The sequence below is a fragment of the Cupriavidus sp. L7L genome, assembly GCF_004353535.1.
Lineage (GTDB): Bacteria > Pseudomonadota > Gammaproteobacteria > Burkholderiales > Burkholderiaceae > Cupriavidus > Cupriavidus oxalaticus_A.
On record NZ_SMNY01000022.1, the window covers coordinates 68,453 to 94,747 of the forward strand.

25 protein-coding genes and 1 pseudogene are annotated in these 26,295 nt (G+C 64.3%); 10 read left to right on the top strand and 16 right to left on the bottom strand.

Annotated elements, in window-relative coordinates; translation table 11 throughout:
• The first annotated feature begins 100 nt into the window (after nucleotides 1–100).
• From E1J61_RS19785 to E1J61_RS19800, 4 genes are all read left to right on the top strand, one after another.
• Nucleotides 101–1,237 carry an iron-containing alcohol dehydrogenase gene (locus E1J61_RS19785; RefSeq protein ID WP_133095725.1) on the top strand — a complete coding sequence of 379 codons (1,137 nt, stop codon included), beginning with the start codon at nucleotides 101–103 and terminating at the stop codon, nucleotides 1,235–1,237.
• On the top strand, nucleotides 1,237–2,658 hold the full coding sequence (locus E1J61_RS19790) for an amidase (RefSeq protein WP_133095726.1): 1,422 nt from the start codon (nucleotides 1,237–1,239) through the stop codon (nucleotides 2,656–2,658). The genes E1J61_RS19785 and E1J61_RS19790 overlap by 1 nt, the downstream gene beginning before the upstream one ends.
• Nucleotides 2,655–3,563, top strand: a complete 909-nt coding sequence (locus E1J61_RS19795; RefSeq protein ID WP_133095727.1) for a tryptophan 2,3-dioxygenase — start codon at nucleotides 2,655–2,657, stop codon at nucleotides 3,561–3,563. The genes E1J61_RS19790 and E1J61_RS19795 overlap by 4 nt, the downstream gene beginning before the upstream one ends.
• 104 nt (nucleotides 3,564–3,667) lie before the next feature.
• Nucleotides 3,668–4,639, top strand: coding sequence for a glutathione S-transferase family protein (locus tag E1J61_RS19800; protein WP_371704471.1), 972 nt, complete (start codon nucleotides 3,668–3,670; stop codon nucleotides 4,637–4,639).
• A 91-nt stretch (nucleotides 4,640–4,730) separates the two neighbouring features.
• Here the strand turns inward: E1J61_RS19800 and wrbA are convergent, their stop codons facing one another.
• Nucleotides 4,731–5,357 (bottom strand): NAD(P)H:quinone oxidoreductase, encoded by a 627-nt coding sequence (wrbA, locus tag E1J61_RS19805; RefSeq protein ID WP_133095729.1) that lies wholly within the window; start codon nucleotides 5,355–5,357, stop codon nucleotides 4,731–4,733.
• Nucleotides 5,358–5,374: 17 nt separating this feature from the next.
• Nucleotides 5,375–6,325: a ring-cleaving dioxygenase gene (locus E1J61_RS19810; RefSeq protein WP_133095730.1), complete on the bottom strand. Its 951-nt coding sequence runs from the start codon at nucleotides 6,323–6,325 to the stop codon at nucleotides 5,375–5,377.
• A 276-nt stretch (nucleotides 6,326–6,601) separates the two neighbouring features.
• Between E1J61_RS19810 and E1J61_RS19815 the strand changes: the two genes are divergently transcribed.
• On the top strand, nucleotides 6,602–7,513 hold the full coding sequence (locus E1J61_RS19815) for a LysR substrate-binding domain-containing protein (protein ID WP_133095731.1): 912 nt from the start codon (nucleotides 6,602–6,604) through the stop codon (nucleotides 7,511–7,513).
• Between the two features lie 215 nt (nucleotides 7,514–7,728).
• Here E1J61_RS19815 and E1J61_RS19825 read toward each other — a convergent pair whose 3' ends face one another.
• Nucleotides 7,729–7,926 carry a hypothetical protein gene (locus tag E1J61_RS19825; RefSeq protein ID WP_133095732.1) on the bottom strand — a complete coding sequence of 66 codons (198 nt, stop codon included), beginning with the start codon at nucleotides 7,924–7,926 and terminating at the stop codon, nucleotides 7,729–7,731.
• 124 nt (nucleotides 7,927–8,050) lie between these two features.
• Nucleotides 8,051–8,605: a TetR/AcrR family transcriptional regulator gene (locus E1J61_RS19830; RefSeq protein WP_133095733.1), complete on the bottom strand. Its 555-nt coding sequence runs from the start codon at nucleotides 8,603–8,605 to the stop codon at nucleotides 8,051–8,053.
• A 214-nt stretch (nucleotides 8,606–8,819) separates the two neighbouring features.
• Between E1J61_RS19830 and E1J61_RS19835 the strand changes: the two genes are divergently transcribed.
• Entirely contained in the window at nucleotides 8,820–9,683 is an 864-nt protein-coding gene (locus E1J61_RS19835; RefSeq protein ID WP_133095734.1) for an NmrA family NAD(P)-binding protein, read from the top strand.
• Nucleotides 9,684–10,273: 590 nt separating this feature from the next.
• Here the strand turns inward: E1J61_RS19835 and E1J61_RS19840 are convergent.
• Nucleotides 10,274–11,305, bottom strand: coding sequence for a hypothetical protein (locus E1J61_RS19840; RefSeq protein WP_240745826.1), 1,032 nt, complete (start codon nucleotides 11,303–11,305; stop codon nucleotides 10,274–10,276).
• 158 nt (nucleotides 11,306–11,463) lie between these two features.
• Nucleotides 11,464–12,477, bottom strand: coding sequence for a carbon-nitrogen hydrolase family protein (locus E1J61_RS19845; protein WP_133095735.1), 1,014 nt, complete (start codon nucleotides 12,475–12,477; stop codon nucleotides 11,464–11,466).
• Nucleotides 12,478–12,828: 351 nt separating this feature from the next.
• On the opposite strand from E1J61_RS19845, the gene E1J61_RS19850 reads away from it, so the two are divergent.
• Nucleotides 12,829–13,788: a GlxA family transcriptional regulator gene (locus tag E1J61_RS19850; protein ID WP_133095736.1), complete on the top strand. Its 960-nt coding sequence runs from the start codon at nucleotides 12,829–12,831 to the stop codon at nucleotides 13,786–13,788.
• 205 nt (nucleotides 13,789–13,993) lie between these two features.
• Here the strand turns inward: E1J61_RS19850 and E1J61_RS19855 are convergent, their stop codons facing one another.
• The 6 genes from E1J61_RS19855 to E1J61_RS38890 form a co-directional block, all read right to left on the bottom strand.
• On the bottom strand, nucleotides 13,994–15,451 hold the full coding sequence (locus E1J61_RS19855) for an AdeC/AdeK/OprM family multidrug efflux complex outer membrane factor (RefSeq protein WP_133095737.1): 1,458 nt from the start codon (nucleotides 15,449–15,451) through the stop codon (nucleotides 13,994–13,996).
• Nucleotides 15,448–18,600, bottom strand: a complete 3,153-nt coding sequence (locus E1J61_RS19860; RefSeq protein ID WP_133095738.1) for an efflux RND transporter permease subunit — start codon at nucleotides 18,598–18,600, stop codon at nucleotides 15,448–15,450. The genes E1J61_RS19855 and E1J61_RS19860 overlap by 4 nt, the downstream gene beginning before the upstream one ends.
• Nucleotides 18,601–18,627: 27 nt before the next feature.
• Nucleotides 18,628–19,797 carry an efflux RND transporter periplasmic adaptor subunit gene (locus E1J61_RS19865; RefSeq protein WP_133095739.1) on the bottom strand — a complete coding sequence of 390 codons (1,170 nt, stop codon included), beginning with the start codon at nucleotides 19,795–19,797 and terminating at the stop codon, nucleotides 18,628–18,630.
• A gap of 422 nt (nucleotides 19,798–20,219) precedes the next feature.
• A complete protein-coding gene (locus E1J61_RS19870; RefSeq protein ID WP_133095740.1) occupies nucleotides 20,220–20,711 on the bottom strand; it encodes a YkgB family protein in 492 nt (163 codons plus the stop codon).
• Between the two features lie 229 nt (nucleotides 20,712–20,940).
• Nucleotides 20,941–21,246: a carboxymuconolactone decarboxylase family protein gene (locus E1J61_RS19875; RefSeq protein WP_133095741.1), complete on the bottom strand. Its 306-nt coding sequence runs from the start codon at nucleotides 21,244–21,246 to the stop codon at nucleotides 20,941–20,943.
• A gap of 375 nt (nucleotides 21,247–21,621) precedes the next feature.
• Nucleotides 21,622–21,762 carry a hotdog domain-containing protein gene (locus tag E1J61_RS38890; protein ID WP_371704477.1) on the bottom strand — a complete coding sequence of 47 codons (141 nt, stop codon included), beginning with the start codon at nucleotides 21,760–21,762 and terminating at the stop codon, nucleotides 21,622–21,624.
• Between the two features lie 4 nt (nucleotides 21,763–21,766).
• On the opposite strand from E1J61_RS38890, the gene E1J61_RS19885 reads away from it, so the two are divergent.
• Nucleotides 21,767–22,192, top strand: coding sequence for a MarR family winged helix-turn-helix transcriptional regulator (locus E1J61_RS19885; RefSeq protein ID WP_165971504.1), 426 nt, complete (start codon nucleotides 21,767–21,769; stop codon nucleotides 22,190–22,192).
• 127 nt (nucleotides 22,193–22,319) lie between these two features.
• On the opposite strand, the gene E1J61_RS19890 is transcribed toward E1J61_RS19885, so the two are convergent.
• The 3 genes and pseudogenes from E1J61_RS19890 to E1J61_RS38895 all read right to left on the bottom strand — a co-directional run bounded on the left by E1J61_RS19890 (nucleotide 22,320) and on the right by E1J61_RS38895 (nucleotide 24,152).
• Entirely contained in the window at nucleotides 22,320–22,721 is a 402-nt protein-coding gene (locus tag E1J61_RS19890) for a cupin domain-containing protein (RefSeq protein ID WP_133095743.1), read from the bottom strand.
• Between the two features lie 387 nt (nucleotides 22,722–23,108).
• Nucleotides 23,109–23,975: pseudogene (gene pstS, locus E1J61_RS19895) on the bottom strand (phosphate ABC transporter substrate-binding protein PstS); the annotation flags it as partial.
• A gap of 24 nt (nucleotides 23,976–23,999) precedes the next feature.
• Nucleotides 24,000–24,152, bottom strand: coding sequence for a hypothetical protein (locus tag E1J61_RS38895; protein ID WP_371704479.1), 153 nt, complete (start codon nucleotides 24,150–24,152; stop codon nucleotides 24,000–24,002).
• 69 nt (nucleotides 24,153–24,221) lie between these two features.
• On the opposite strand from E1J61_RS38895, the gene E1J61_RS19900 reads away from it, so the two are divergent.
• Complete coding sequence (locus E1J61_RS19900; protein ID WP_133095744.1) at nucleotides 24,222–24,452, top strand: hypothetical protein; 231 nt, start codon at nucleotides 24,222–24,224, stop codon at nucleotides 24,450–24,452.
• A 27-nt stretch (nucleotides 24,453–24,479) separates the two neighbouring features.
• Here the strand turns inward: E1J61_RS19900 and E1J61_RS19905 are convergent, their stop codons facing one another.
• Nucleotides 24,480–25,265 carry an SDR family oxidoreductase gene (locus tag E1J61_RS19905; RefSeq protein WP_133095745.1) on the bottom strand — a complete coding sequence of 262 codons (786 nt, stop codon included), beginning with the start codon at nucleotides 25,263–25,265 and terminating at the stop codon, nucleotides 24,480–24,482.
• Between the two features lie 99 nt (nucleotides 25,266–25,364).
• On the opposite strand from E1J61_RS19905, the gene E1J61_RS19910 reads away from it, so the two are divergent.
• The gene (locus E1J61_RS19910; protein WP_207951237.1) at nucleotides 25,365–26,276 is read left to right on the top strand and encodes an AraC family transcriptional regulator; all 912 of its coding nucleotides are present in this window, start codon (nucleotides 25,365–25,367) and stop codon (nucleotides 26,274–26,276) included.
• Nucleotides 26,277–26,295 lie beyond the last annotated feature (19 nt).

Genomic DNA, 26,295 nt, shown 5'->3' on the forward strand with positions numbered 1-26,295 from the left:
TTCGTTCCCCGATCCCGCGCGCACGCGCGCACGCGATTCGCCTATCTTCCTACACGGGATCGGAGCCCCGATCGCATATGAAAACATGGGGAGACGTGGAATGAACCAGTTGAAATGCCTGCCGCAGGAAGAGATTGCCTGGGGACACGACGTGCTGAAGACCGTCGCTGCCTCCATGGAGAACTACGGCATCCGCCGTCCGATCACGTTCACGGTCGAATTCCTTGAGGCACTGAACCGCGAGCACCTGCAGCCTGTCATCGGCGACGGCGTGGGCACCTTCACCGGCCTGCCGCCGCATGTGCCCGATTTCGCCGTACGCGACGGGCTGCGTGCCTGCATCGAGGCCGATGCGGGATCGATCATCGCCCTCGGCGGCGGCTCCGTGCTCGACGCCGCAAAGGCAGTCTCGTACCAGCATTTCCAGCAGACGGGCCGCTACCTGCCGATTGCGGCGATTCCGACGACCTTGTCGGGCTCGGAGTTCTCCCACTACTTCGGCGTGACGGAAACGGACGGCCCGCAGAAGTTCAAGCGCAGCTATGCGGTGCGCGAAACGACACCGCGGCTGGTGGTGCTCGATCCCCGCATGATCGTCGACACGCCACGCATGCTGCTGCTGAGTTCGGCCATCAAGGGGATCGACCATGCGGTGGAAGGCATGCGCCGGGTCGACGTGGATCACCCTCACGCCATCCTGGCCGCCAGGGGCGTGGAGCGTTTCCTTGCCGTGCTGGAGAAGTGGCCGCGCAAGCTCGAAACGCGCGAGGCCATCGCGGGCGGCCTTGTGTCGACCGACGACCTGCTGCAGCTTCAGCTCGCCGCGTGGCAGTGCTACTTCTATCCCGCTTCGGTCATCTACGGCCTGAGCCATCGCATCGGCCACATCCTCGGCGGGACCTTCGGGGTACCGCACAGCGTGACTTCGTGCATTGCGCTGGCGCCCGTCATCCGCGCCTGCGCCGGCGCCTATGGCCGCAAGCTCGAGATCTTCGCCACGGAACGCGGCAGCCGCCCGCCCGCCGCAGTTCTCGCCGACCGCATCGAGGCAGCCGTGGATGCATTGCAATTGCCCAGCCGGCTCCGCGACCTCGATTTCGATCGGGCTAAGCTTCCCGAGATCGCGGCCCTGCTCAGGCAGAACTATCCTTCCGAAGTCGGTGACCTTGGCGACCTTGGCGACCTTGGCGACAATGCCGGCACCAGGCTGGATGCGCTGCTGGAGAGCCTGTGGTAATGACCGGCCGGCCATCCTACAGCTTCCCGCATCCCGCGGGCCTGCGCCACGCGCTTGCGGCCCTGGCCAGCCGGCGGATCACCGCGACGGGCCTGACCGAAGAGGCGCTCCTCCGCGCGCAAGCCAGCAAGCAATCGCTCAACGCGTTCGCCGCCATTGACCGGGACCGCGCGCTGCAGGCCGCGGCGGAGAGCGACCGCCGCTACGGCGAAGGCAGCCAGCGTCCGCTGGAAGGGCTGCCCATCGCCATCAAGGACCTGATCGACACGAAGGGCATCGAAACACTGTATGGATCTGCCGCCTACCGCGGCAATGTTCCCGCTGCCGATGCCGACATCGTGAAGACACTGACCGGATGCGGCGCCATCGTCATCGGCAAGACCACCACCCACGAATTTGCGTGGGGCGTGACGACCGCCAGCCCGAGCTTCGGCGACACCCTGAATCCCCTCGACCATTCCCGCATTCCCGGCGGCTCCAGCGGCGGCGCCGCGGCGGCGATCGCGCATGGCGCGGTCATGGCGGGCGTGGGCACCGATACCGGCGGCTCGGTCCGTATCCCGGCCGCGCTGTGCGGTGTCGTCGGCTTCAAGCCGACGCTCGGCACGCTGTCCACGCGCGGCGTGTTTCCGCTGGCGGCCACCTGCGACCACGTCGGCCTGCTGGGCGGACAGGTCGATGACGTGCTGGTGCTCGCCGATGCCGCTGGCATCGACATCCCCCGCAGCGATGCCACGCCTTCCGCCCGCCTCGGCATCGTCAGGCAGATCGCGCCGGTGCCGCTGAGTCCTGAGGTCGCCAGCGCATTCGACGAGGCGGTGGAACAACTGGCGCAGCGATTCAGCTGCGTCGACCTCGGCGAGACCCGCCGGTTCGACGCCATGTTCGATATGGTGTTCGATGCCTTTGCGGCCATCGTTCTTATCGAGGGCGGAATCGAGCACTTCCGACGCCACGACTGGGATCGCATCGCCACGCACTACAACCCGGAAACGGTCGACAGGCTCAGGCGTGCACAGGCCATGGACCTGCGCGCCTATGCGTCGGCCCACCAGGCCAGACGGCATTTCACGGCCCGGCTGCATGAAGCGATGTCGACACTCGACTATCTCGTGCTGCCGACCTGCCCCTGCACCGCCCCGCCCCGCGATGCCGGCACGGTCGACATCGGCAACTGGACCGGCACCGTCCGCGAGGCCCTGATGACCTACACCGCGCCGTTCAACGTCGCGGGATTTCCCGCCATCTCGATTCCGCTGCCGTCCCGCGTCGGCGGCCTTCCAGCCGCATTGCAGGTCGTCGGCAGGCCCGGCGGCGACGGCGCGCTGCTGCAGGTCGCGCAGCAGATCGAGTCGATGCTGGGGACCGTCTCCGTTGCACAAGACTTGCCTGACCACACCACCACGAGGAGACCAGAATGAAAGATTCCGTCAAGCCCGCATCCCGGGCACCGGCAGAAACGCCAGCCGGGCGCACGCCATACAGTGACTGGTTGCAGACAGACGTGCTCCACTCGCTGCAGCACCCGGTCAGCGATCATCCCGGCGAGCACGCCTGGATCGTATCGGCGCAGGTGTCCGAGCTCTACTGGATGCTGATCATCAGGGAAATCCAGGCCGCGCAGGCGCAATTGCGTGCCGATGACCTGGCCGGCGCATGCCGCACGCTGCGGCGCGTGGTTGCCCACCACGAGCCGCTCAATGCCACCTGGCGCTCCATCGCGTGGATGACGCCGGTCGACCTGCTGGCCATCCTGTCCTGCGTCGGGCCGAAGTTTGGCAAGGACACCGCACTGCAGGGCTGGACGTTCCGGCAGATGGTCTACCTGCTCGGCATCAAGCAGGGGGAGCACCTGCAGCACTTCCTGCCGCAGCCCCGGCGCTGGGAGCAGCTCAGCAAGGCGCTGGCAGAGCCGAGCCTGTATGACGATGTGCTCGCCCACCTGAGCCGCAAGGGCTTCGCCGTGCCGGCGCTGGCACTCGACCGCGATTTCAGCGTGCCCTACGCGCCGGACAAGGCGGTCGAGAACGTCTGGCGCGAAGTCTACGCCGACCCGGACCAGCACCGCGAACTGCAGCAACTCGGCGAGACGCTGGCCGATATCGCGGAGGGATTCTCCGCATGGAAGCACCTGCACCTGATGGCCACGCGCCGGACCTTCGGCGCCCGGCCGGCCTACTTCGGCACCGAGGGCATTGCCTGGCTGCTGCCGACCATGAACGAGATCCCGTTCCCTGAACTCTGGTCCGCGCGCGGCTTCATCGGCGATCCGCCCGCGGTGTGTCCGCACGCGCGCGGACAGGCCGGCGCGCGGGCTGCGGAGTGACGTGACTAACCATCAGCTGGAAGAAACCCATGCGCAATGACTTGTTGAGAAACCTGGCAGCCGGTGCCCGCGCTGCCATCGCCGATCCTGCGCGGATCTCCATCGTGGGAAGCGATGCAAACCCGCGCTTTGAGCTGTTCCACGCGGCCAGTTCGCTGTGCTCGCAGAAGGTCCGCACGGTGCTGTCCGAGAAGCAGTTGCCATACCGGTCGAACGACATGATGATCCTGAGTTCGATGGGTCCGGACGGCGTCGTTCCCGCGGAGCACTATCACCCGCCCTATGTACGCCTGCGGCTGATGGCCGGACTGGAAATCGGACGGGAGTTCGTCAGCGGCTATAGCGGGCGCCCTTCCGTGGATACCGACGGCTTCGATCCGTGCGCGGTGCCGTTGCTCGTCGACTACGAAGCCTCCCGCGTGATCGCGGATTCCCGGCGGATCTGCTGCTATCTCGACGCGGTGTCGCGCGCGCCCGTCCAGCTCTTGCCGGACGATGACCAGGCGCGTGCCGCGGTGATGCGCCAGGTGAGCATCGTCGACCAGATGCCGAACGGCGCCCTGCTATATGGCTTTCATCCCGACGCCGACCGGCGGCCAGACGCGCTCAAGACGGTCATGGAAACGGTCTACGACCACAAGATCGCAGCGCTCGAGGCCATGCTGGCCGGCAATGGCGACGACGCTGAACTCGTTGCCGCCTATCGCGCCAAGCTCGCGAAGGAGCGCGGTGGCCGGGCGGTCCGCCGCGATGCCGCATTCCAGCGCGCCGCGCACCATCACGTCGAAGGCGTGTTGAAGGAGCTGGACCGCACGCTGGGGGCCGCACCGGCCCTGTATGTTGCGGGACACGCGTTCTCCCTTGGAGATGTGCTGTGGGGTGTCAACCTGGTGCGGCTGGCGTACCTGGGGCTCGCGCCGATGTGGGACGACCTGCCCAACGTTGCCCGCTATGTCGAAAACCTGGTCAAGCGGCCTTCGCTCTGCAGGGAGGCGGTCCGCGCCACGATCGACTCGCTGCCGCCATCGCAACACATGGATGTCCTGGGAACCTGCATGGAGACGGCGCCGGCCTGAGCGGTAGCCATCCTGTCATCGGCCCGTGCCGATGAAGCAATCGGGCGGAGACCGCGAGTCTCCGCCCTTTTTTACGGTCAGACTCTTACTTTCAGGCCGCCACCGGCTCCGGCTGGACGTGCAGGGCACGGGCGACCGTCGTCACCCTGCGGCCCTGGTACCGTGCAACGTCGAGGTGATCGTCGTCGGGCTTCAAGGTGTCGCGGTGCGAGACGTGCGTCGCGCCGTACGGAGTGCCGGCCTTGAACATCGCCGCGTCGGCATAGCCCAGCGGCACGATGATCAGGCCCAGGTGGGCCATGGGCGTGTAGGCCGCCAGCAGCGTGGCTTCATTGCCGCCGTGGCGCGAGGACGTCGTGCCGAACACCGAGCCCACCTTGCCGTTGAGCTTGCCCGCGAACCACAGGCCGCCGAGCCCGTCGATATAGGCCTTGAGTTCGGTCGAGATGGTCCCGAACCGCGTCGGCGTGCCGAACACGATGGCGTCGGCCCACTCGGCATCGGCTTCGGTCGGCGCGTCGTATTTGGCGTTCATCTCCGTGGCGTTCTCGAGCCAGCCCGGCGCCTGCCGCATGACGTCGGGGCCGACGACCTCCCGCGCGCGCCGCATGCGGACTTCGGCGCCGGTCTCGAGGGCCCCCTCGGCGACAGCCTTGGCCAGCATCTCGGTGGAGCTGTTGCGTGAATAGAAAACGATCAGTACCTTTGGCTTGCGCATATCGATCCCCGGCAACGTCATGCGGAAATGGGCTCGAGCCGGCCCAGCAGCTCATCCTTGCGATCCACCAGCCAGGGCGGAAGCTGGAACTCCTCGCCAAAATGGCCGGGCTCTTCATCGATCGCGAAGCCGATGTCGGTGGTCGTGGCCTCGAACATCACGCCGCCGGGCATCTTGAAGTACATCGAGCGGAAATAGTTGCGGTGCACCGATTCGGAGGTGTCGATGTAGCCCAGCGCAAACAGCTTCTCCTTCAGGATCTCCTGCTGTTCGACGTTGTCCACGGCGAACGCCACATGGTGGATCGTACCCTCGCCGTAGATCGACGAGCCCTGGTGCCGGTCCGGCTCATGCTGGAACTCGACGACCGTGCCCGGGCCGCCGGTGTACGTCTCGAAGCGGTAGTAGGGTCCCGACTGGCCAACGTGGCGGAAGCCGATCGCTTCGCTCATGAAGCGGATCGATTCGGCGACATCGCGCAGCGACAGCGTGATGCTGTGCACGCCGCGGATGGCATGGGCCTCGGGGATATCGCTGGCCACGCAGGCCGGACGCGGGTCCAGATCCGTTTCGACGAGATCGAACTCGATGCCGCACGGATGCTGGAACCGCTGGCGGCGCTCGCCGAAGCGCTCGACGATCTCGCTGTCATACGGCACGTTCATGGCATCGAAGCGGCTGCGCCAGAACTCGAGCGAGCCCGTGGGCACCGAGTAGTTGATGACCCGCACCTGGCCCGATCCCTGGCGCGCCATGACCCCGCGCTGGCGGAACGGGAACGACGTCACCAGGGTCCCCGGATCGCCATTCGCGTTGCCGTAGTAGAGGTGGTAGATGGGATCTTCGCCGTCGAGAAGCACGGTCTTCTTCACGAGGCTCTGCCCGAGCAGCGTGACGTAGAAGTCCACATCCTCCTGCGCGTGCCGCACGCCGGCGGTCAGGTGATGAAATCCCTTGAGCATTGTCATTGTCCTCTCCAGTTTGAAATAAGCATGTAGAAACAGCGCAGAGCCGCTCCTGCGCAACAGCTTATGTCGCCGGATTCCGCTTGGGCAGCCGTCACGGGTTGTACGCAGGGTTCGGCAAACTTGGACAATGGCGCCCGGTGCGGCGCGGTGCGCCCGGTGGGCACCAAGGCTTGCCCGGATGGCAGTGGGTGCCGGCGCTGGAGTATGATCGGGCGTCACCCACTCGCCCCCTCAGCAAACCCGCCGGCATTGGAATGGCCGGCGAATCCCCATGCCATGCTCGATCTGAAGGACGTCTATTACTTCGTGCAGGTGGTCGACCGCGGCGGATTCACCGCGGCCGGCGAGGCGCTCCGGCTTCCGAAGTCCACGCTGAGCCACCGCGTCAAGGAACTGGAAGCCTCGCTGGGCGTGCGGCTCATCAACCGGACCTCGCGCCAGTTCGCGATGACGGAAGTGGGCCAGGAGTTCTACCAGTACGCCATGGCGCTGATGCGCAGTGCCGAGCTTGCCGAAGAAGCCATGCGCCAGCGGCTGGCGGAGCCGAGTGGCGTGATCCGCGTGACGGTGGCTGTGGACATCGCCCAGTTCGCGCTGCGCCACGTGCTGCCGACCTTCCTCTCCGACCACCCCAAGGTGAGAATCGACGAAACCGCCACGGACAGGATCGTGGACATCGTCGGCGAGGGCTTCGACCTGGCGATCCGCGGTCATGTCGGCCAGCTGCAGGACTCCAACCTGGTCCAGCATCCGCTGGCCAGGACGCCGTGGTATCTCTTCGCCGGGCCCGACTATCTCGAACGGACGTCGGTGCCGACGCAGCCCGAGGAACTGGCGTCTCACTCTATCATCGCCATGGCGGGCAAGGGCGCGTCGCAATGGCAATTGCAGGGGCCGGACAAGCGCGTGGCCACCGTGCCGTTTGAACCGAGGTTCCTGAGCAACAGCCTGATCTCGCTGAAAGAAGCGGCGTGCGCGAACGTCGGCATCACCGCGCTGCCGGTGTACGCCTGCCAGGCCGAGCTGAAGGCAGGCGGGCTGCGGCAGATACTGCCGGAATGGATCGCCGCGGACGCCCGTATCACCGCCCTCATTCCCTATCGCACGGGCCTGCTGCCGGCGGTCCGCACACTGGTGGACTATCTCGCCGTGGTGCTGCCGGAGGTGACGGCGTTCGACCGGCACTGAGCCCGCCCGGAACGCAGCAACGCCGCAACGCCGAACGCCGGAGCCGCTCGAACAGGAAATCGATGACGACGCGCAGCTTCGCGGGCTGGTGGCGGCGGCATTGGTATGCCACGTTTATCGTCAGCCTGGGAAGCTGCCGGTCCGCCAGCACCGGCACCGGCCGGCCACGATGTCTTCGTAGATGATGTGCCTCACCCACGCCGCGTGCCGCGAGACTATCGCGCCGCGGTCGATTCGCGCTCGAATTCGCGGATCACCGGGTTGCCAAGGATGGCATCCCTTCCCGCTTCGATCAGGCGATCGACGTCACTCTCGGGCAACTGCTGCATCATTTGATGGATGGGCGATCCGGCCAGCATGCCGTCCGGCGCCACGATAGTGGTCAGGTATTCGAGCCGTTCAACTGCTCGCACGTCGGCTGTGCATCGGACTGCGGACATCGACCATCTAGCGCCTTCAAAGCCTCGTTGCGCTCCTGTGATGACGGAGCCAGAACGACAATCGCGAGGTCAAGCGGCACCACCCGATAAACGAGCGTTAGTCCAGAGCCGCCCGAGTTTCACGAAGAATCTCTTCTGACAGTTCAGGATCATCCACCGCCCGAGCCAGAATGAGCGCGCCGACGATGCTTGAAAGGGTATGAATCGCATCGCGACGAGCATTCTTCTTTTTTGTCTTTGCACCAGGCTCAGTGAAGCCTTTGAGCATACCCTCGACATGCTGTGTGAAGGCCGGTTGAGCCGCAGGTTCACGCGCAATCTCGCCAGCCAATCCTGCCATCATGCATCCGTTGCCTCTGTCGTCGCGGTGTTGCTCGGTGAGATATCCGTCAACGTACTGAGCCCGCTGCTCACCGCGAGCCCCGCGTTCTCTCATGGACGCGAGCGCTTTGGCCGATGTGTCTTCGATACTCTTCGCGATCAGATCCTCTTTTGACTCGAAGTGATGGTAGAAGGCGCCATGTGTAAGGCCGGTCGCCTTCATGATCTCGCTGAGGCTGACTCCGGAAAATCCGTGTTCGCGAAACAAAATGGATGCCTGTTCCAGGATCCGGGCATGCTTCTCTGCCGTCTCTTCTGGCGGGTAACGCATTGCGTCCTCCGAAAACTGCGAAAAATTAGTTGACGGCAAACAGTATAACCATCATGCTTGGCAAACGGAAGCATGATGGCCATCATGTTTGACGGGTCGCATTTCAAGCGACCCCGGGCACGTGCGCGCCCCATAACATGATGATCATACTGCTTAGTCTTGCGGACACGGCGCACAAGCTTTGGCCGCGTTTCCTTAGTCTCCGGAGATCCATATGAAGAAGTTTCTCGTTACAGGTTCCACTGGCGTTACAGGCACTCCTACCGTTCGCCTCCTGCTGGAAAACGGCCACAAGGTGATGGCTTTCGTTCGTCGTGAAGACGACCGTTCCGAGGCGATGAAGGAACTGGGCGCGGAAATCGTGACCGGCGATATGCTGCAGATCGAAGATGTCCGTCGTGCGATGAAGGGTGTTGATGGAGTCTACTTCTGCTATCCACTGACACAAGGCGCGGTAGAAGCTACGGCGATCCTCGCCCAGGCTGCAACCGAGCACAGTGTGAAGCAGATCGTGTACATGTCGCACCGACAGTCGCGCCCGCACGCGCGCAGCCCGGCAACGATGAGTCACTGGCTTTCCGAGCAGATCCTCGACCGCTCGGGCATTCCGACAGCACATCTTCGCGTCAACTTCTTCGCCGAATGGATGTTGTACACAGCCGCTGAGATTCGCGCCGGCCGCTATCTGACGCCGTTCGATCCGGAGAGCCGCTTCGTGCCCATCGCCGCTGTCGATATCGCACGAGTGGTTGGAAAGATTCTTGAGAATCCCGAGGCGTTCGGTAGGACGATCATTCCGGTCACAGGCTCGGTCGAAGTCAGCCACATCGAACTCACGGGCATTCTCGCGAGGACGCTCGGAAAGGAGATTCGCTTCGAGCAGGTGTCGCCGGACGAATTCGTAAAGGCCATTGGCCTGGACGGCGATCCTTCCTTTGCTGCCCATTTCAAGGCGGTCAAGGTCGATCAGCAGGAGCAATTGCTTGCCGGTGTCGACAAGAGCGCGGCGGAGATCGTCGGTCAGCCGCTGACGACGCCCGAACAATTCATCGAAGAGCATCGCCATCTCTTGGCGTAAATGTCACCGCCGAGTCGCTAGTTGCCCCTGGCGCATGCGCACCCCTGGGCGGGTGCGCCGACGTCGGAGACCGGCCACTCAGAGTCGTTCGGCAGAACCGCTTTCTGACTCGAATGCGCCTCCGGGAAGCCATCTCCCATCGCCATTCACGAAAGTAGGAGATTGGCTGACATCGCTGTGAGCTTCCCTGACCTACTACTGAAGCACCATGACACAACGAAGTTCGGAGACAGCAATGAGAAAGCTAGCCTTCCTTGCCGCCCTTTCGTTAGCCGTTGCAGCTTGGGCGCAGGGCGGTCGCTACGGTTCCCCTCCAACACCCGGGACTGACACTGGCCGGCGCGCGGAGCCGTCTGTGCAGGCAGCCAGCGGTGTCTCTGGCGAGCGCGCAAAAACGAACGGCAAGGCTGACCGCGATATGGGGCGTGCCGCCGGCCAGGGCGCGTCCGCAGCAGCAACGCCTGGCCACCCCGCGTCGTCGCCCAGGAGTCGGCCTTGATGCCCTGTTGGCGGCACTCGAGCTGGCCTCGTTGCGCCGAAATGCAGTGCGCTGGATATCCTTGACTACAAGGGCGCAAGGGCACAAAGGCTCAAGGGGGGCCGTCGAAGGCATCAAAGCGTATATCGGGCGCGTCGGTATTATGCCGCGACGGCACCACCCTCCCGAAACGCACGGAACGCGCCTGTAGCGCGGTAGTTTCGGCCACAGAGGTGTGGTGCGCGCGGCCGGCGGCATCACGCCACTCGACACGGCTTATATCGGCGTTGTCGTCGGCAACATACATCGAGCGCAGCATTGCGAAGCCTGACATGTCAGCCGCCGCGGACTTGTTGGAGGATCGATAGCTCGGCTCGAATGTCACATCGAGCGCGGTGCGCTCGCGGCTCACTTCGATCAATCGCACGCTGGCCTCGCCGCCTGCGATGAAGCGCAGTCGAATGGTTCGCCCCTTGGGGTCGATATCGATATCGGCGATCTCCACAACGGGTCTGCCAGCCTCCGTTATCGGGCCAATCAGAAACGATGAGCCGTATGAATTGCTGCTAGCGGGTGCTGCCGGCAATGGCTTGGCCCGCCAGTACCCGTCGGGGGGGTACAACACCAGCACTTGCGTCTCGCGCAATTTTCCAGCGTGCGAGTGCTTTACATAAAACTGCAGCAGATGGAACTCCTGATACACGCTGCCCCACACCGCCACTGGCACAGACCGTGTCCGCCAGAACGTCTCGTAGGTATTGCCTTCGATGGCGAGATCAGGCCCGTCGTAGATTCGCACCTTACGTGGCTCGAAGCGACGGCCCGGATCCGCGCGGGGCGAATTTTCGCCGAAGTCGCAGTTGGAGAAGTCCGGCGGCGGATAACGGAGCTCGCGAACCTTGCCGAGATATGGCGGATGTAGCGCCTCTACGCGGAAACGCTGGATTGCCGGCGAACTCAGTACGAACGAGACGTTGTCCTCCTCGGTGCATTGGGTCGGCGCGGTGAAGTTCCGCACCTCGATGGTCACGGGTGCGGCGCTTGCTGATCGGGGAGCGCCAGGAACCAGCGAATAGACAGCCGCGATTACGGCGGCAAAAAGATTGGCTTGCCATGACCTGGGGAATCCGTCGGATTTTGACATGTAAGCATCGTAGGCGTTGGCACAGGCTGCAATGAGACTATCGCGCCGTGGTCATTGGCGCTCGAATTCGCGGATCACCGCGTATCTCCATGGCGCACGACCTGCGGATGACGCATGAGCAGCTTCGGAGAACGCGGCGTATTCGAGTGGATACCTCTCTATGCGGTCAGTGTAGGACTGGGTGCTACTGTGGCGTGCAGGTCTCCCGGCTCTTGATGGATGGGCGATCCGGCATGCGCGGCGCGCTCGTGCAGGTGGGCGGTATCCGTGCGGTCGATCATGAGACTAAGCAACTCTGGTCTGTTGTAGTGTCCCGCCGAGTCCATCAATACCTTGCGCCGGTCGATCAAAGAGAAATCAAGATCGGCGATGACCTCACCCTCACCCGAGCGGATAGGTTCGCCCAACAGCATGCCGTCCGGCGCCACGATAGTGGTCAGGCAACCGCCGGAAATCGGCTCGATGTCGCACCCCGTATCCCTAATGATTTGCGCCTGCTGGTCTGGGTCCAGCCACGCTGTTGCGTTCACGACGAAGCAGCCGGACTCAAGCGCATGCTGCCGGATATTGATTTCCATCCTTTTGGCAAACCCTTCGCCGAAGGCTGACCCCGGATACATGGCCGAATGGATCTGCTCGCCGTCGGCGATCATCGCGTAGCGCGCGAGCGGATTGTTGTGCTCAAAGCATGCGAGCTGGCCGATTCGTCCGACCTTGCTGTCGACCGCGCGAAGGCCCGATCCGTCGCCCTGCCCCCAGATCATGCGTTCGAAATAGGTGGGCGTGATCTTGCGGCGGCGCTGGATCAGGGTCCCGTCCGCGTCGAAGAGCAACTGCGTGTTGTAGATGGTGCCTCCGTCACGCTCATTTACACCAATGGACACCACCATGCCGGCCTTGCGGGCCGCCTCGGCGATCGCGTGGGTGGCCGGGGACGGCACCGTCACGGACTGCTCGAGCAACCTGAGATGCTCATTTCCGGCAAGAAGCTGAAGGCCCGTCTGGACCGCTGAAAAATACGGGTAGTACGGCACCACGGTTTCCGGAAACGTGGCGAACTGCACCCCCTTCTCACCAAGCTCCCGGATCTTCCGCACGACTTTATCCACGGTTGCCTCACGGCTGTAAAGCACGGGGCTGATCTGGACTGCTGCTGCTTTGATGACTGTCATTTGAAAAATTTCCTTTGAATGGGACGCGGCATCGTTAGTGCCGCATCGAAGTTGGTTAGGTGTATCCAGTGCCGAGCGTCGATGTGGCTGCCTCCGGCTCACGGTGGGTCCGGCTCAGAACCCGCTGGGTCCGGGCAGGCGACCAAGGACTTGTTCGACTCGGCGCGACAAGGCAAGCAGCTCACGGCCAGCTGCCGCATCGAGCTCGAGCCCGAGTGGAAGGCCTTCAGAGTTCAGTGCCATCGGGATGCTGATACCCGGCGGTCCGAAGCAATTGGATGGCTTTGACAGATACAGGATAGGGGCCTAGGCTTTAGCTCAAATGACCAACTTCCCTCCTTTTAGGCCAACATGAAACGCGTCGGACTCGTGGTGTTCCCCGGCTTCCAGATCCTCGACATCGTGCCGGTCTCCGTGTTCGAGCTGGCTAACGCTGCTGCACCCAGGGCGGCTTATGACATCCATGTCGTCTCCGAATCTGGCGGTGCGGTGAAGAGCTCGATGGGCACGGCCGTCCAGACCGTTGCGCTGGATCCGAACATCTATGACACGATCATCATGGCCGGCGCGACCACGCCTCAGCCGTCATCGCCCAGGCTCCGAAAGCTGCTCGCGCGTGCTCTCGAGCCCACCCGGCGCATGGCCGGCATTTGCACCGGCGCCTTCGTCCTGGCCGAGGCCGGCATCCTGGAGGGCCGGCGGGTGACAACGCATTGGGCACATGCGCGTGAGCTTCAGCGGCGCTATCCGTCGATCCGGGTCGAAGAGGATCGGATCTTCATACGCGACGGCACCATCTGGACCTCGGCCGGCATGACCGCCTGCATCGACCTCGCGCTGGCGCTGGTGGAGGGCGACCTGGGCAGCGACGTGTCGAGAGCGGTCGCAAGACAACTGGTCGTACACCATCGGCGCTCGGGTGGGCAGTCGCAGTTCTCGACGCTGTCGGAGCTGGAATCCAGGTCCGATCGCATCCAGGCGGCACTGACCTACGCCAAGAACCACCTGCGCGAAGACCTGTCGGTGGAGCGGCTCGCCCATGCCGTCCACATGAGCCCACGCCACTTCAGCCGAGAGTTCCGCTTGAACACCGGTCAACCTCCTGCGCGCGCCGTCGAGCGGCTGCGCGCGGAAACGGCTCGCATTCTTGTCGAGGCGGATCGGCTCACCATCGAGCGCATCGCGAGTGAAACCGGCTTCTCCGATCCGGAGCGAATGAGGCGGGCGTTCCTGCGCGTCTTCGGCCAACCGCCTCAGGCGTTGAAGCGGGCGGCCCGCTCGCGGCTTGCAGCAGATTCGGCTCAGCTCTAGTGCTAGTGCGAGTGCGCTTTCGCGCCCTCAGGCACGGTGAACGCCAATGTCACTATCTGTCCGGGGAACACGCTGCTTAAAGAATCTCGAACAGCACGTTGACGTTGCCGCGACGGGAGCGCGAGTATGGGCAGGTCTGGTGAGCGGTTTCCACCAACTGCCTTTTCACAGGGCCCAAATGAGAACGCGCGGGAGATTCACAAATCTACAAATCCCCGCCAACCCTCGTATCGGTGCGCTTGCCGGTCTGGTCGTGCCAGCCGCCGCCCAGGGCCTTGTACAGGTTGACTTCACTGGAGAGTTGCTCGAGCCGGGCTTCGATCAGCAATTGTTGCGCGTTGTAAAGCGAGCGCTGCGCGTCCAGCACGGCAAGGTAACTGTCGACACCCGTGCGGTAGCGCCGGTCGGCCAGGCCATAGGCGTCCTGGGCAGCTTCCACGAAGCGGACCTGGGCCTGGAGCTGGCTGGTGTAGGTGCCCCGCGCCGCCAGCCCGTCGGCCACCTCGCGGAAGGCGGTCTGCACCGTTCGCTCGTACTGGGCGACGTTGACGTCCTTCTGGATGGTGGCGTAGTCCAGACTGGCCCGCAGGCTGCCGGCGGTAAACAGCGGCAGATTGATGCGCGGCTGGAACAACCACGTGCCGGAGCCGGCCCCGAACAGGCCGGAAAGCTGGCTGCTGGCGGTGCCCGCCGATGCGGTCAGGCTGATGCTGGGGAAGAACGCCGCCCGCGCGGCGCCGATATCGGCGTTGGCGGAGCGCAGCCGGTGCTCGGCCGCGAGCACGTCCGGACGGTTTTGCAGCAGGTCTGAGGGCAGCCCGGCCGGCACATCGGCGAACAGCTTCTGCTCCAGCGGCAGGCCTTCCGGCAGGTCCGCTGGCAGGTTCGTGCCGAGCAGCAGCACCAGCGCATTCTCATCCTGGGCAACCAGCCGGGTGTAACGCGCAAGGCTCGCACGGGCGGTTTCCACGGCGGTCTGCGCCTGGCGCAGGTCCAGCCGGGAAGCGATCCCTTCCTCGTAACTGCGCCGGGTCAGGCCATAGCTGCGCTCATAGTTGGCCAGGGTTTCCCGGGTGAGCCGCAGCAGGGTTTCATCGGCGCGCTGGGTCAGGTAGGCGCTGGCAATGCCCGCCACCAGCGAGATCTGCGCACTGCGGCGTACCTCTTCGCTGGCGAAATACTGTTCGAGCGCGGCTTCGCTGAGGCTGCGCAGGCGGCCGAACAGGTCGATCTCCCACGCCGTGGTGCCCAGCGACACGCCGTACTGGCTGCTGATCAGGCGCTGTCCGGTGGCGGACAGGTCGGCGGGAATGCGCTGGCGCGTGCCCTGTGCGGCCGCGCCGATGGCCGGAAACAGGTCGGCGCGCTGGATGCGGTACTGTGCCCCGAACGCCTCCACGTTAAGGACGGCCACGCGCAGGTCACGGTTGTTCTCCAGCGCCAGTTCGATGAGACGGCGCAGGCGCGCATCGGCGAAGAATTCGCGCCAGCCCAGCTCGACCGCGGGCACCTGGCCGGCTTCGGCGGCGGCATCGGCGGGCAGGTAGGCCGGGCCCTGCGGGTACGCTGCCGCCACCGGCGAGGCCGGGCGCTCATACGTGGGAATCAGGCTGCAGCCGGCCAGCATGGCCATGGCGGCAGCGCAAGACAAGGTCTTCTTCATTCGAGCGCGCCTTTTTCCACGGAGGCGCCATGCGGCTGCGGCCTGCGCTTGCGTCCGAACATGGAGGTGACAACAACAAAGAACAGCGGCACCCAGAAGATCGCCAGCACCGTGGCAGTGATCATGCCGCCGATCACGCCGGTGCCGATGGCGTGCTGGCTGCCGGCACCGGCCCCGGTCGACACGGCCAGCGGGAACACGCCGAGCATGAAGGCCAGCGAAGTCATCACGATGGGGCGCAGGCGCAAGCGGCACGCCTCCACGGCGGCCTCGACCAGCCCCTTGCCCTGCTCGTACTCGCTCTTGGCGAATTCCACGATCAGGATGGCGTTCTTGGCTGAAAGGCCGATGGTGGTCAGCAGGCCCACCTGGAAGAAAACGTCATTCGACAAGCCGCGCCCCAGCGTGGCAAGCAGTGCGCCGATCACGCCGAGCGGCACCACCAGCATCACCGAGAACGGGATCGACCAGCTTTCGTACAGCGCAGCCAGGCACAGGAACACCACCAGCAGCGAGAGCGCATAGAGCGCCGGAGCCTGCGAGCCCGACAGCCGTTCCTCGTAGGACAGGCCAGTCCAGGCATAACCCACGCCTGGCGGCATCTGCTTCATGATCTCCTCGATCGCGCTCATGGCCTCGCCGGAACTGCGCCCCGGCGCGGGCTCGCCGAGCACTTCCACCGCAGCCACGCCGTTGTAGCGCTGCAGCTTGGGCGAGCCATAGCCCCACTTGCCGTCGGCAAAGGCTGAGAACGGCACCATTTCGCCCTTGTCGTTGCGCACAAACCATTTGTCGATATCGTTCGGGTTCATGCGGGAATCCGGGCGGCCCTGCACGTAGACGCGCTTGACCCGGCCGCGGTCGATAAAATCGTTGACGTAGCTGGAACCCCAGGCGATCGACACCGTGCTGTTGATGTCAGCCAGCGAAACGCCGAACGCGCGCGCCTTCTCGTCGTCGATCACCAACTGGTACTGCGGCTGGTCATTCAGGCCATTGGGACGCACGCGCTGCAGCACCGGGCTTTGCGCGGCCAGCGCCAGGAACTTGTCACGCGCGTTCATCAGCGCCACGTGGCCAATGCCGGCCTGGTCCTGCAGGTAGAGGTCAAAACCGGTGGCATTGCCCAGCTCCTGCACCGCGGGCGGGGCGAACGCGAACGACATCGAATCGCGAAAACTCATGAACTTGCGCTGTGCGCGCGCGGCCAGGTCGAATACGCTGGTGCTGTCCCCGCTGCGCTGCGCCCATGGCTTGAGCAGAATGAATGCCAGGCCCGAGTTCTGGCCGCGGCCGGCAAAGTTGAAGCCGTTGACGGTAAACAGCGATGCCACCACGCCGCCCTCTTCCTTGAGCAGGTATTCGCGCATCTGGTCGAGCACCTTCTGCGTGCGCTCGGCGGTGGCGCCGGCAGGCGTCTGCACCTGGGCGTACAGCACGCCCTGGTCTTCTTCGGGCAGGAATGAAGTGGGGATGCGCGTGAACAGGAAGCCCATCACCACCAGGATGGCCACGTAGATCAGCAGGAACGGCAGGCGGCGCTTCAGGATGCCCGACACGCTGCGTTCGTAGCGCTGGGTGGTCGCGCTGAACCTGCGGTTGAACCAGCCAAAGAAGCCGCCCTTGTTCTCGCCATGATCGCCCTTTTCGATGGGCTGGAGCATGGTGGCGCACAGGGCCGGCGTCAGGATCAGCGCGACCAGCACCGACAGCACCATGGACGAGACAATGGTGATGGAGAACTGCCGGTAGATCACGCCGGTCGAACCGCCGAAGAACGCCATCGGCAGGAACACCGCCGAGAGCACCATGGCAATGCCCACCAGCGCGCCCTGGATCTGGCCCATCGAGCGCCGCGCGGCCTCCCTGGGCGGCAGGCCTTCCTCGGCCATCACGCGTTCGACGTTCTCGACCACGACGATGGCGTCATCCACCAGCAGCCCGATGGCCAGCACCATGCCGAACATGGTCAGCGTGTTGATGGTGTAGCCGAACGCCGCCAGCACGCCAAAGGTGCCCAGCAGCACCACCGGCACGGCGATGGTGGGAATCAGCGTGGCGCGCACGTTCTGCAGGAACAGGTACATCACCAGGAACACCAGCACGATGGCTTCCATCAGCGTCTTCACCACTTCCTGGATGGAGCCTGCGATTACCGGCGAGGTGTCATACGGAAAGACCACCTTCATCCCGGGCGGGAAGAACGGCTCCAGGCCATCCAGCGTCGTGCGGATGGCGCGCACGGTTTCCAGCGCGTTGGCCCCCGCGGCCAGCCGCACGGCAATGCCCGAGGCCGCCTGGCCGTTGTATTGGGCGTTGATGTTGTAGTCCTGCCCGCCCAGGCCCACCTCGGCCACGTCCTTCAGGCGTACCTGGGAGCCGTCCGGATTGACCTTGAGCAGGATGTTGCCGAACTGCTCGCTGGTCTGCAGCCGGGTCTTGCCGATCACGCTTGCGTTGAGTTGCTGGCCCCGCACCGCCGGCAGGCCGCCCAGCTGGCCCGAGGCCACCTGAACGTTCTGCGCCCTGATCGCGTTGCTCACGTCCAGCGGCGTGAGCTGGAAGCTATTGAGCCGGGCCGGGTCAATCCATACCCGCATGGCATACTGCGCGCCGAACACCTGGAAGTCGCCCACGCCGTAGGTGCGCGACAGCGGGTCCTGAAGGCTCGAGACAATGTAGTTCGACAGGTCTTCGCGCGTCACCTTGGGATCAGTGGAAATCAGGCCCACGATGACCAGGAAGTTGCGCACCGACTTGGTCACGCGGATGCCTTGCTGCTGCACTTCCTGCGGCAGCAGAGGCTGCGCCAGCGCCAGCTTGTTCTGCACCTGCACCTGGGCAATATCCGGATTGGTGCCCTGCTCGAAGGTCACCGTGATCGTCATGTTGCCGTCGGCGTTGCTTTCGGAGGAGATATAGCGCAGGCGGTCCAGGCCATTGAGCTGTTGCTCGATCACCTGCACCACGGTGTCCTGCACCGTCTCGGCGGAGGCGCCGGGGTAGTTGACCGAGATGGCGATGGTGGGCGGCGCGATGGCCGGATACTGGCTGATGGGCAGCGCACGGATCGACAGCACGCCGGCCAGCATGATGACCAGCGCGATCACCCACGCAAAGATGGGCCGATCGATAAAGAAGTTGGACATGGCTACTCCCTCGCCCGGGCGGTGCGCTCAGCGCTTGGCTGCGGATGGGGCCGATGGTGCGGATGGTGCGGATGCACCCGCCACCGGCGCACCCGCCCCGCTCCCGGCCTGGGCTACGCGCACTTTTGCCCCGGGCCGCACGAACTGCAGGCCCTCCACGATGACGCGGTCGCCGGCACCGAGCCCATCGGACACCAGCCACTTGTCGCCAACGGCGCGCTCGGTGCGGATCTGGCGCAGTTCCACCTCGTCCCTGGCATTGACCACCAGCGCCGTCGCCTGGCCCTTGAGATCGCGCGTCACGCCCTGCTGCGGCACGAGCAGCGCATCGGTCTTGACGCCTTCACGCAGGCGGGCATGGACAAACATGCCCGGCAGCAGCTCATGGCGCGGGTTGGGAAACACCGCGCGCAGCGTCACCGAGCCGGTGCCCTGGTCCACGGCCACTTCAGAGAACTCCAGGCGGCCGGTTTCGGGATAGCGGGTACCGTCTTCGAGCACCAGGCTGACCTGGGCCGCGTTGGTGCCGGCACTCTGCAGCGCACCATTGGCCAGTTCGCGCCGCAGCCGCAGCAGCGACGAAGAGGCCTGGGTCACGTCGACGTAGATCGGGTCGAGCTGCTGCACCACTGACAGCGCGGTAGCCTGGCCGTTGGTCACCAACGCACCCTCGGTCACATTCGAGCGTCCGATGCGGCCGGAGATCGGCGCCAGCACCCTGGTATAGCGCAGGTTGATTTCTGCGCGGTCCACCGCTGCCTGCGCCTGCAGCCAGGCAGCCCTGGCCTCGTCATACTGCTGCTTGCTGACCGCCTCGTCACCGACCAGGCGCCCGTAGCGCTCCGCCAGCAGGCGGGCGGATTCCAGCGTCGCCCTCGCGCTCTTGTAGGTGGCCTCGTAGGTAGATGCGTCGATCTGGTAGAGCTGCTGGCCCTGCGTGACGTCGCTGCCTTCCTTGAACAGGCGGCGCAAGATGATGCCATCCACTTGCGGCCTGACCTCGGCAATGCGGAACGCCGTGGTGCGCCCCGGCAGCTGGGTATCCAGCGTCAGTTGCTCGGTCTTGAGCGTGACCACGCTCACTTGCGGTGGCGGCGGGCCCGCGGCCTCCTTCTTGTTGCCGCATCCGGCAAGCATTGATATGGCGATGGCCAGTGTGACCGGAACCCGGGCGCTGCAGCCGCGTGATCGTTGCATTGCGATGTCCCGCTAGGAATGAAGCCGAGTCTGTCGCTGGCGAACCGGTTAGCCGGCGAAGAGTTCCAGGTGACGCAAACGCCATGTCCGCAATTGGTCCAGCGGCAGCGTCGGTTGCTGGCGTAGCCAACGAAGTCTAGCGCGACTCGAAGAATTGGTTAGGCCGATTATCGGCCGCTCGTATTTTCAATCACTTACGCGGTGGCCTGACAGATGATGGGCCTGGTCGTAACGGGACCGATCCCGCAAACGGCCAAGCCCTTTGAGCTGCGATCCAGACATCGATTTTCAACGGACGCTGGCCCTTGGAAAGGGCATTCATGATGTTCCCTTTGTCGTGGGCGACGTTAAGCGCGATAGAACCGGAGCTCACGGAGAATTGCTCGCTTCAGTCACGGAACATGTGCGTGGCATGTATTACGTCAGGATCGCTCCGCCTGCCAACGTGCCAGCGCCGTGCGCAGCAGGGAAGCCGACGCTGCCAGCAGCACGAGGTCCTTCAGCAGGAACTGGCCGATCGGCGCGGAGATCGCCGGAAACCCGCCGGCAGTCGGCTCGGCAACGCCGGGGGTGGTGACAAAGAACGTCAGCGTGATGGCGTACGTCGCGCATGACATGGCTGCACCCAGTACCGCCACCCTGTGATGGAATGCGCCGACGGCCAGTGTCACCGCGGTGGACAGTTCCATCACGCCAATGACAGCGCTGGCGCCACGTACACCGAATGCGTCGATAAGCCAGGCCATGAAGGGGCTATTCTCGATGAACGGCGCAATGCCCTGCGCTTCATAGCCGGTGAACTTCATCCCGCCGAACCAGAGAAAGACGACAACCAGCGACCAGCGCAGCAACGCCTCGTGGTTGTTGGTGGCTTCGCTGGTGCGCGTTGTGGCGACGGATGTGATGGGTTGCATATTTACTCCTCAACGGATAGGTGGTGGTGGAGGAGCACGCCCCGGTGGCGCAGGCCTCCTTTCCTGTCATTGCGAGGACGCGCATGCGCGCGTTCCGGCGGCCGGCTCCAGCTGTGCCGGAGCCTGCGATTCAAAAAAACCTTTGTCCCAGGGACGTATCAGGCGCGTCCCTTACGTGGGTTCAGTCGTGGGTTCAGTCGTGGGTTCAGTCGTGGGTTCAGTCGTGGGTTCAGTCGCGGAACAGGTGCGTGGCATGCGTGACTGCACCGCCCGCCCGGATTGCAGCGGCCACGAGCGCGGCTTCCGCAAGTTGCGCATTGGTAGCGCCGGCATCGTGGGCGGCCTTGGTATGCAGGGCGATGCAATACGGGCACTGCGTCGTCAGCGCCACGGCCACCGCAATAATCTGTTTCTGCTGCACCGAAAGCGCGCCATCTGCAAAAGCTGCGTGGTCAAATGCACGGAAGCTCTTCATCGCTTCAGGAGCGTTTTCGTCCAGCTTCTTCAAACGGGCAAGATCCTTCATATCGAACATCGAAAACTCCATCAAGGTTGGGATTGGAGTAGGTATGATAGGAAGGGTAAGGTTCCACTTGGTCTTAGTTTGGTTTCAATTCGTCCAATGATGGCATCCGCCCCTTCCGCACATCGTGTGCTCGAACATTTCCTTGCCACGCTCGGCATTGGCCTCACGCACATCACACGGGGCAACATCCGCGATGGGTTGGGGCGTGCGTTTCGAAGCATGCGAGACGGCAAGCCTCCACTACTGCCTGGACGGGCGATAGCACGAGCAGCGTAGATGTGCCATGTGACAGGACGGGTCCGTCCATTGCCAGCACGCGAGCTTCCGCAGTGATGATTTGACGGCCCTGGCTGGCAACGCGGCCTTCGGCGGACCCTGCCCGTGTCAGGCTTGATCGGTCTGGAGAAACTGCCCTTTTGTCTCGACAGTGGTGTAACCAACGCCGGCGGGAAGAAGGGAGTTGGCCGCGCAGCCAGTGGCGCTGTCAATGAGCGTCAGGGGCCATCCGCCGTGCACCGAGCCCATTGGATTGAGCAGCCGTGACGACGGCTCGCCTTCGAACGCGGCGAATCCGTCGCGCTTGCTGGCGCGCAGAATCACAGCGGCGTTGGATGAGGCGCTGGCGCCGTCTGGCCTGACCAGTACTCAATTTGGATTGATGTGCCTGATTGCGTCGGCAACAGACGACACGCTGGCCGCATTGGCGCAACGGGCCGGGCTGAATCAATCGACCATGTCAAGGAACGCGGATCAACTTGTCGGCACGGGGATGGTGGAAGTTGTCATGGCGGAAGCCGGTCGTCGCCGCCGCGCGGTTTGGCTGACAGAGGCGTGCGCCTTGACATTGCAACAGGCTCTCGCGCTGTGGCAGCCAGCGCACCGCGCGTTGCTTCGGAAGCTGGGTTTAGAGGCGCACAACATCGTGGGCGCCGTCGCAGCAAGGCTGGAGGAGTAGCGTCGAGCCCTGCCTCGCCTCGGCGGCCTGGCACAGGCTTAGCTGACGCCCAGAGTCACCGCTGACTCATTGGTGCGCCTGGTCCACGACGGACGCGCATGATACCGGCTGCCAAATTGTGCCCGGCCTATTTGGCCGGTGCCACCAGCGGTGCGCCCTTCTTCACGATGTAGGTCGCCAGTTCCGATGCCGTGCCGCTGCCGACATTGCGCGCCGAGTGGGGCGTACCGGCCGGAATGAACAGGGATTCACCGGTCTTGAGCGTGACAGGCGGATTGTTGCCAAGCTGGTACTCCAGCGTCCCCTGCAGCACGTACGCAATCTCCTCGCCCGGATGGGAATGCATCGGCGCGAACGCGCCGGGATCGAGGTCAACCCGGACCTGTACCCCCTCGCGACCCGGCACGCTGAGATCGTGCTGAACGAGATCGGTGCGATGGACGCCTGCCATCTGAGCTTGCGCCGTCTGCAGCAACAAGCCGCTGCCGACGAAGAGCATGGCCGCAGCCATCATTCGGGTCGATTTCATCTGCTGACTCCTGTGTCCTGATTGACATTAACGATGAGATTGCATTTCGCCCAGGGGATGGGCGACGACGTGCAGGCAACGTGCGGTCCTGGCAGCAAGCCATGTGGTCCGGGAACCCCCAATGCAAACCCGCACCAATCCCCTGCACATGGCACATTGAAAGATGGCCATGTATCTGGCCTGTGTCTGCGCACGTTTGCCAATGTATCTTCATGTAATCAGGACTCTGATGGATACCTCCGCACACAAAGCCAAGCCACGACGTCGTGCCGCGGCTCCGTACTTTCAAGCACCGTCCCATCAAGGACGACCTGGGTTGACCTGGGGACGCTGTCCCCGTCGCCTGGCCTGGGGTGACCGCGACTGGCTCCGTGCGAGGCGTTCCCATCATCGGAACGCCTCCTTCCAGTACGCTTCAACATGCCTGACCACGCCGGCCGGAAGCGCGACATAATGCTCGGCCGCGGCGTCTGCCTGCCCCTCCGACAGCGCCCACCGGAAGAACGCGATTGCGTCGTTGGTCTCGGCAGCGTTGCCGTTCGCCTTGGAAATCAGGACGAATACGACCCCGGTGATAGGCCAGGCCTGAGGGCCCGAAGCATCTGTCAGCACCTGATAGAAATCCGCCTTCGGATTCCACTCTGCCGCGGTCACCGCCGCGCTGAAGGTTTCGCGCGATGGCTGCACATAGATGCCGTCCCGGTTCTTGATGGCGGCATAGGCGAGCTTGCGCTGCAATGCGTAGGTCAGCTCGACATAGCCAATGGAGCCCTTCACATTGCGAATGTAGGTTGCAACGCCATCGTTGCCATTTGCCCCGACGCCGACGGGCCATTTCACCGTCGTTCCGGCGCCCACGCTTTCTCCCCATTGCGGGCTGACCTTGGTGAGGTAATCCGTCCAGTTGAAGGTGGTCCCCGAACTGTCGTTGCGATGGACGACCACGATCTTCAGGTCCGGCAGCGCCAGGCCAGGGTTTTCCGCGGCAATCGCCCGGTCATTCCAGTTGACGATCCTTCCCTGGTAGATATCCGTCAGCAACGCGCCGGTCATGCGCAGCTGCCCCGGGCCAACACCATCCAGGTTGAGCACCGGGACAACGCCACCGACCACGATCGGAAACTGCACCAGGCCCGCCGCGCGCAGATCCTCGGGCTTGAGCGGCATGTCGGTGGCGCCGAAGGTCACCCCGGCAGCGCGAATCTGGCGAATCCCGTTTCCCGAGCCCGTGGGTTGATAGTTAACCTGATGGCCGGTTCGGGCGTAGTACGTTGCCGCTCATTTGGACATCAAGGGATAAACAAAGGTGGAACCCGCGCCGGTGATATCGCCGGCGCGTGCCAGTGAAACGGTGCCGAGCAGGAGCAACAGAATCGCGACTTGGCGGATCGCTGGCAGAATCCGCAATCCGCAATCTGGCGCTGGCTTCATGATTGTTCTCCCGCTTCTTCGCCCACGTTTCTGTGCTTGCGCAATTCAGGCTAGCAGATGGCGAGAGACATGACGACAGTAGTCGTGACACCCTGCGGGAAAAAAAAGCGACTCACTCCATGGACCGTTGCCCGCCAGACGGTGGCAAGCAGTCCATTTATCTCTGCCCCAAAATTGTTTGTGACTGTCATGTTTCTGACATCAGTTGCAAGTGCGCCGACGCATCGACATTGGATCTGCGCAATGGCAGATGAAATCGCCAATGGCGGGCATTTCGCGGCATGGGAGCGATATGGTTGAACACGTAGCGGATGAACGGCAATGGCGTCAGTCGAAACGTGATACCGCGGTACGCTCGCCCGCCGGCAATATGTCGCCATGGACCAGGGCGACAGCGTCGGCTCCGGCCGGGAAGCGCAGCTGCCCGGACCGGTCATTTGCCGCCCGCCACACGGCTTCGGCCACATCGGATGCTTGGGTCACCCTGGCAGGCTGCGCGAATCCGGCCAGCACGGACATCGCATACGCGCCGTACGCTTCGGGGATCATGCCGGCCATGCGCGGCCCTGCGTTTTCCGTGAAGCGGGTGTCCGGGCAATAGCCGGGCTCGACCAGCTTGGCGCTGACGCCGAACTCCCCAAGTTCATGGGCCAGCGAAGCGGTGAAACCTTCGATGGCGGTTTTGCTCGCGGTATAAGCGGCCACGAGCGGCATCGGCGCCAGCGTCGCGCTCGAGGTCACGTTGACGATCACGCCGGCACGGCGCTCGCGCAAGCGCGGCAGCATGGCCTGCGTCAGGGCCATCACGCCGAAGGTATTGGTTTCGAATACCTCGCGCACCGTCGTCATCGGCGTCGCCTCGAAGGCGCCGAACAGGCCCACGCCGGCATTGTTGACGAGCACGTCGATGGGCCCGCACACGGCCAGCGCGGCGTCGATGCTTTCGGCACGGGTCACGTCAAGCGCCAGCAGGCGCAGGCGCTCCGACCGGGGCAACAGGTCTTCACGCGGCGAGCGCATGGTTGCGATGACGTGCCAACCCTGGGACAGGAAATGGTGCGCGGTGGCAAGGCCGTAGCCGGACGAGCAGCCGGTGATCAGGACGGTCTTCATGGTGTTGCTCCTTGTTCGATTGCGATGGCATAACGATAGGGAAGCCTGGCCGGACCATCTATAATCAGACGTCCATATAACTTTCGCATTCGTCCAGACATCATGGATCCGCTGTCTGAAGTGATCGCACTGCTCCGGCCGCGTACGGTGTTTTCCAAGGGCATCAGCGGTGCGGGCCGGTGGAGCGTGCGCTACACGGCGTTCGGCCACCCCAGCTTCTGCGCCGTGCTGGAGGGCGGTTGCGTGCTCGGCGTCGACGGCCAGCAACCCGTCACGCTGCAGGCCGGCGATTTCGTGCTGCTGCCTGCGACGCCCGGCTTCACCATGTCAGGCGCCGAGCCGGCGACGCCGGTGCTGATCGACCCGACGGCGATCCCGGAGCCCACGGAGGACATGCGCCACGGCACGCCTGACGGGCCACCGGACTTGCGCATGCTGGGCGGCTACTTCCTGTTCGACTCGCCCGATGCCGCGTTGCTGGTGTCGCTGCTGCCCGGCATGGTCCATATCCGCGACGCAGAGCACCTGTCGGTGCTGGTGCGACTCGTCGGCAGGGAAGCGTCGGCGCAACGCCCGGGGCACAGCCTGGTGCTGACGCGCCTGGTGGAGATCCTCCTGGTCGAGGCGTTGCGCTGCGCGCCCGGTGACGCCGCGCCGGCCGGCCTGCTCCGCGGGCTCGCCGACGAACGGCTCGCGGTGGCGCTGAACCACATGCACGCTGACCCCGCGTACACATGGACGGTGGCGGAACTGGCCGCGAAGGCAGCGCTCTCCCGCTCGGGATTCTTTGAGCGGTTCACGCGGGCGGTCGGCCTGCCGCCCATGGAATACCTGGTTGCCTGGCGCATGGCGCTGGCAAAGGACATGCTGCGCAGGCAAGACGTTGCGCTTGCGCAGGTCGCCGAACGGGTCGGCTATGGATCCGCCAGCGCCTTCAGCACGGCGTTCAGCCGACACGTCGGACAGTCGCCGAGCCAGTTCGCACGGCAATCCACGCAGGCGGCGGCCTGACGACTTTGGTGCGCCAGGG

Coding starts and splice junctions, on each gene's coding strand:
- wrbA (WP_133095729.1), bottom strand. CDS start 5,357: ATGCGCAAGCCAAAGGTACTGATCGTTTTCTATTCACGCAACAGCTCC.
- E1J61_RS19870 (WP_133095740.1), bottom strand. CDS start 20,711: ATGCAACCCATCACATCCGTCGCCACAACGCGCACCAGCGAAGCCACC.
- E1J61_RS19875 (WP_133095741.1), bottom strand. CDS start 21,246: ATGTTCGATATGAAGGATCTTGCCCGTTTGAAGAAGCTGGACGAAAAC.
- E1J61_RS19815 (WP_133095731.1), top strand. CDS start 6,602: ATGCTCGATCTGAAGGACGTCTATTACTTCGTGCAGGTGGTCGACCGC.
- E1J61_RS19810 (WP_133095730.1), bottom strand. CDS start 6,325: ATGACAATGCTCAAGGGATTTCATCACCTGACCGCCGGCGTGCGGCAC.
- E1J61_RS19855 (WP_133095737.1), bottom strand. CDS start 15,451: ATGAAGAAGACCTTGTCTTGCGCTGCCGCCATGGCCATGCTGGCCGGC.
- E1J61_RS19795 (WP_133095727.1), top strand. CDS start 2,655: ATGAAAGATTCCGTCAAGCCCGCATCCCGGGCACCGGCAGAAACGCCA.
- E1J61_RS19905 (WP_133095745.1), bottom strand. CDS start 25,265: ATGAAGACCGTCCTGATCACCGGCTGCTCGTCCGGCTACGGCCTTGCC.
- E1J61_RS19835 (WP_133095734.1), top strand. CDS start 8,820: ATGAAGAAGTTTCTCGTTACAGGTTCCACTGGCGTTACAGGCACTCCT.
- E1J61_RS19900 (WP_133095744.1), top strand. CDS start 24,222: ATGACGACAGTAGTCGTGACACCCTGCGGGAAAAAAAAGCGACTCACT.
- E1J61_RS19850 (WP_133095736.1), top strand. CDS start 12,829: ATGAAACGCGTCGGACTCGTGGTGTTCCCCGGCTTCCAGATCCTCGAC.
- E1J61_RS19830 (WP_133095733.1), bottom strand. CDS start 8,605: ATGCGTTACCCGCCAGAAGAGACGGCAGAGAAGCATGCCCGGATCCTG.
- E1J61_RS19790 (WP_133095726.1), top strand. CDS start 1,237: ATGACCGGCCGGCCATCCTACAGCTTCCCGCATCCCGCGGGCCTGCGC.
- E1J61_RS19860 (WP_133095738.1), bottom strand. CDS start 18,600: ATGTCCAACTTCTTTATCGATCGGCCCATCTTTGCGTGGGTGATCGCG.
- E1J61_RS19845 (WP_133095735.1), bottom strand. CDS start 12,477: ATGACAGTCATCAAAGCAGCAGCAGTCCAGATCAGCCCCGTGCTTTAC.
- E1J61_RS38890 (WP_371704477.1), bottom strand. CDS start 21,762: ATGGGCTCGGTGCACGGCGGATGGCCCCTGACGCTCATTGACAGCGCC.
- E1J61_RS19785 (WP_133095725.1), top strand. CDS start 101: ATGAACCAGTTGAAATGCCTGCCGCAGGAAGAGATTGCCTGGGGACAC.
- E1J61_RS19865 (WP_133095739.1), bottom strand. CDS start 19,797: ATGCAACGATCACGCGGCTGCAGCGCCCGGGTTCCGGTCACACTGGCC.
- E1J61_RS38895 (WP_371704479.1), bottom strand. CDS start 24,152: ATGAAGCCAGCGCCAGATTGCGGATTGCGGATTCTGCCAGCGATCCGC.
- E1J61_RS19840 (WP_240745826.1), bottom strand. CDS start 11,305: ATGTCAAAATCCGACGGATTCCCCAGGTCATGGCAAGCCAATCTTTTT.
- E1J61_RS19890 (WP_133095743.1), bottom strand. CDS start 22,721: ATGAAATCGACCCGAATGATGGCTGCGGCCATGCTCTTCGTCGGCAGC.